The following is a 4,170-nucleotide window of genomic DNA, read 5'->3' on the forward strand; positions in this document are numbered from 1 at the left end:
ACCAGCAATCACGCAAACCTTGCCATCGGTAGTCGCATCACAAACCGTAGCACCAAATAGCGTCGCAACTAGTGTGCCAAGTCTGGCGGGGAGCCAAGCGGTTAGTGCTGTGGCGGCGCCGTCAAGGACGCAACCAACACAAATTGAGGCAACGGTACCGACGAGTGCAGCGGTGCAACCAATCCAGCGTGGTCAAACCGTGCCGGTAGCGTCACAAGCTCAAGCTGCTGACCGTGTGACAACACGGCAGCCGACGCAAGCAACGACTCATACCAGGGCCGTGAGCCAACCGGCAACCGCTGCTAAAACGTGGTCAACGCTTGATACGGTTGCCAGCGTTATCGGCGGTCTGGCCGGATTAGGAATTGCATGGGGCTTCTTAGTTTGGTTTAAAATTTTATAGACACTAGTGTGCGAAAAAGGCCGCCAATCATCTGATTACATCAGGAGATTGGCGACCTTTTTAACTATTCAAATTCTTCGTACTCGTTAGGATCCTGCCCGTCAATACGGCCATCGGCACGATTTAGCTGGTTAATCGTGTCAATTTCTTCAGCAGTCAGCTTGAAATCAAAGATCGTCGCATTATCGCGTTGGTGAACCGGGTTGGTTGAACGCAAAATTGGGACAATACCGCGGTCGATATGCCAACGGGTGATAATTTGACTTGGCGTCTTGCCGTACTTGTCAGCAATTGTTTGAACGACTGGTTCGCGCATGGCGCCACCACCACGACCAAGCGGACTCCAAGCTTCAACCGTGATGCCACGATCAATATTTGCTTGGACGTTATCCGTTTGCACCCAGTAAGGATGAATTTCAATTTGGTTCACGGCTGGCTTGACGCCGGTTGCATCAATAATACGGTCCAAGTGTTCGGGTTCGAAGTTTGAAACACCGATTGAACGAATCAAACCTAGCTTCTGAGCTGTAACCAACGCTTGCCAAGCTTCAACGTATTTATCGCGCTTTGGGAGTGGCCAGTGAATAATGAACAGGTCAAAGTAATCCAACCCCATGCGAGCTAGTGATTCTTGAATGGCCATCAAAGCATCATCGTAGCCGTGATATTTACCGGGCAACTTTGAGGTGATGAATAATTCACTGCGTGGTACGCCAGATTGGCGAATGGCTTCACCAACAATACCTTCGTTGTCGTAGTTTGTTGCAGAATCGATTAAACGGTAACCGCTTTTAATAGCTGCCAGAATTTGTTGACGACCAGCGCCACCACGTATCTGGTATGTTCCTAATCCCATAACAGGGAGTGGATGTCCGTCATTTAAAGTTAGTGTTGGAATGTTAACCATTTGATGTAACCTCACTTTCATTTGATAACCATACTGTCTCACTAAAAAGCAATTTATGCAAACGCTATCATTATCAAGAGCAATTCTTTGCGCGACTAGGAAACAATTCGGTATATTGGCGGTAAGAACACGCGTAGTTAAGAGGAGGACACAGTAATGGCACAACGACACTGGTGGCAAGACGAAGTCGTATATCAAATTTATCCCCGTTCCTTTCAAGATAGTAATCATGATGGCATTGGCGATATTCAGGGCGTGATTAACCAACTAGATTATATCCAATCGTTAGGAATTACGACAATTTGGCTATCGCCGGTCTATAAGTCACCCATGGTTGATATGGGTTATGACATTTCAGATTATCAAGATATCGACCCGCAGTTTGGGTCGCTGACAGATTTTAAGGCGCTACTAACGGCAGCAAGTGAACGACAAATTAAAATCGTAATGGATTTAGTGGTCAATCATACATCGGATCAACATACTTGGTTCAAACAAGCATTAGCAGATCCAGCGAGTCCATATCGTGAGTTTTATATTTTTAAGACCACAACAGACGGCACGGTACCGAATAATTGGCGCAGCATTTTTGGCGGCTCAACATGGACACCAGTACCGAATGAGCCCGGGACTTATTATTTTCATACCTTTGCGTCGGAACAACCGGATTTGAATTGGGAAAATCCAGCACTACGCCGGGCAATCTATGACATGGTTAACTGGTGGCTAGACCTAGGTGTCGCCGGCTTTCGCATTGATGCGATTACGCATTTAAAAAAGGATTTGGATTGGGCGAGTTTACCGGCTGATGGTAGCGATGGGTTGGTCTCGGTAACAAAGAAGGGGCAAAACCGGCCGGGAATTGAACGCTTTCTAAGTGAGCTGAAAGCGGAAACGTTCGCTAAGTATGATGCCGTAACGATTGGTGAAGCATATGGCGTACCGCAACAAGACTTACATCAGTACATTGGACCGGATGGTTATTTTTCAATGATTTTCGATTTTTCGTACATGAATATTGAAGTTGAAAATGTTGATGAATGGTACCGCGGTCGTTCGGCATGGACCACCAGTGATTTACGTGACTTGCTCTTTGAATCGCAACAGCAAGTACAAGCGATTGAAGGTTATTTGGGAAACGTGTTGGAAAACCATGATCAGCCACGCGTCTTATCAAAACTAGTGCCAAATGTTGCTTATCAAACGGCGGTTGCAGCTAAAAGTTTAGCGACAATGTACTATTTCCTACCAGGTGTGCCATTTATTTACCAGGGGCAAGAATTGGGAATGAAAAATTTTGAACGCCGGCATATTTCAGAATTCAATGATGTCTCATCGTTGAATAACTATGAAATGGCACTGCGTGATGGTTTTTCAGAGGCCGAAGCACTGCAATGGTTAAATGCAAAGTCACGAGATAATGCCCGCACGCCGATGCAATGGACTGGTGAAGCGTTTGGTGGTTTTTCAGAGGTTGAACCATGGTTGCCAATGGGGGAGCATCGGGCTGATATTAATGTTGCAACCGAGGAGCAAGACCCAGCGTCGGTCTTAAACTATTACCGTGGTCTGGCCAAAGTGCGTCGTCAGTCACAATGGCATGATGTGATTATTGATGGCACCTTCCATCCATTAACACGCTTGCCGGCCGATGTTATCGCGTACCAACGGCGCTTAGGTGACCGGCTGATTACCGTGTTGGTTAATTTGAGTGTGCAATCATCACGCTTTAGTCTGATTCAAATTGGTGAGGTGCTGACGCAATCGGGTGAAGTCACGATGACAGGGCATCGTATTACGATGGCCCCATATACGGCTGTGGTAATGGGGATTTCTTAGTCCATTTGTTGGTATACTAAAGAACAGATAGGAACGAATGGGGGATTTCATCACGATGATTGCGTTGACTGATAATTTTGCGGTAACGCCAGATGATTTGTTGCGACAACATCTGCTAATTCTAGGAGCGACTGGTAGTGGCAAGTCGACGAGCGCGGTGACAATTTTGCATGACTTGATGATGCAGAACCAAACGACGATTATTATCGATCCAACTGGCGAGTACACGAAGTTGCCACACGCCGTCGTTGCGAAATTAGGCTACAACGCTTTTATTGATTATGAACAACTAACGGGTGCCGAAATCGCGCAAATATTTGGCGTCACGGAGGCGGTGGCGACAGAGAAAGTGGTTGATGCGTGGCAAAGTTTGAAAATTCAAAAGAACGTTGTCCGTCAGTCAGGGGTTTATCAAAAGGTTAACCGTCCTTGGGCAACGTTTGAGGCGGATGCCCAGCGATTGTATGACTATCCGCAACCGGCCGATATGCATTTGCTGCCAGAACAGTTGCAGCAAGAATTTGCTGTGCCAACAGATGATTTTGATTTGATTGGTCAGACAATTGATCAAGCTGGTTTTCGGACGCTGTTGCCACTCATTCGTCGCATTAAAAGTCAAACAAGTCAACCAGCTTTCCAGCAGTTATTCAATTTGCCAAGTCGTAAGAAAATTGCGACGGTGGGGATGAGAACTGATGTAATGTATTTGATGCGGTTGTTTAGCAGTCAACGGAGCGAACAAAAAATTCTGGTCATTGATTTGTCAGAATTAGCGGATAATTTAGGTTTAGGTAAGGTTGTTGTGTCACTATTGATGACGGCGTTGCTACGTATCAAGCAAACAGGCACACAATAGTTGCCCGTAACGGTGTTGATTGATGAAGCACACCGTTATTTGTTGCAACAACCTGGTGTAGTGGACGGCATTTTGCGGGTTGCACGTGAAGGACGTAAAGCGGGCTTGTATTTGATGTTAACGACACAAAGTCCGCTTGATTTGCCGGCTGGGTTGTTGGGACAA

At 46.3% G+C, this 4,170-nt stretch carries 4 protein-coding genes; 3 read left to right on the forward strand and 1 reads right to left on the reverse strand.

Annotation, left to right across the window (positions count from 1 at the left end; genetic code table 11):
• Positions 1-403, forward strand: a 403-nt coding sequence (locus tag WEIDD23_RS03345) for a hypothetical protein (RefSeq protein WP_197458783.1), incomplete at its 5' end; no start/stop codon positions are given.
• 64 nt (positions 404-467) lie between these two features.
• Here the strand turns inward: WEIDD23_RS03345 and WEIDD23_RS03350 are convergent.
• The gene (locus WEIDD23_RS03350; protein WP_010372218.1) at positions 468-1,310 is read right to left on the reverse strand and encodes an aldo/keto reductase; all 843 of its coding nucleotides are present in this window, start codon (positions 1,308-1,310) and stop codon (positions 468-470) included.
• A 156-nt stretch (positions 1,311-1,466) separates the two neighbouring features.
• Here WEIDD23_RS03350 and WEIDD23_RS03355 point away from each other — a divergent pair, with 156 nt between their 5' ends.
• A complete protein-coding gene (locus tag WEIDD23_RS03355) occupies positions 1,467-3,149 on the forward strand; it encodes an alpha-glucosidase (protein WP_010372219.1) in 1,683 nt (560 codons plus the stop codon).
• A 37-nt stretch (positions 3,150-3,186) separates the two neighbouring features.
• Positions 3,187-4,005 (forward strand): helicase HerA domain-containing protein, encoded by an 819-nt coding sequence (locus WEIDD23_RS03360; RefSeq protein WP_223823003.1) that lies wholly within the window; start codon positions 3,187-3,189, stop codon positions 4,003-4,005.
• Positions 4,006-4,170: the final 165 nt, after the last annotated feature.

Source organism: Weissella sp. DD23 (genome assembly GCF_001579105.1).
GTDB classification, from domain to species: domain Bacteria; phylum Bacillota; class Bacilli; order Lactobacillales; family Lactobacillaceae; genus Weissella; species Weissella cibaria.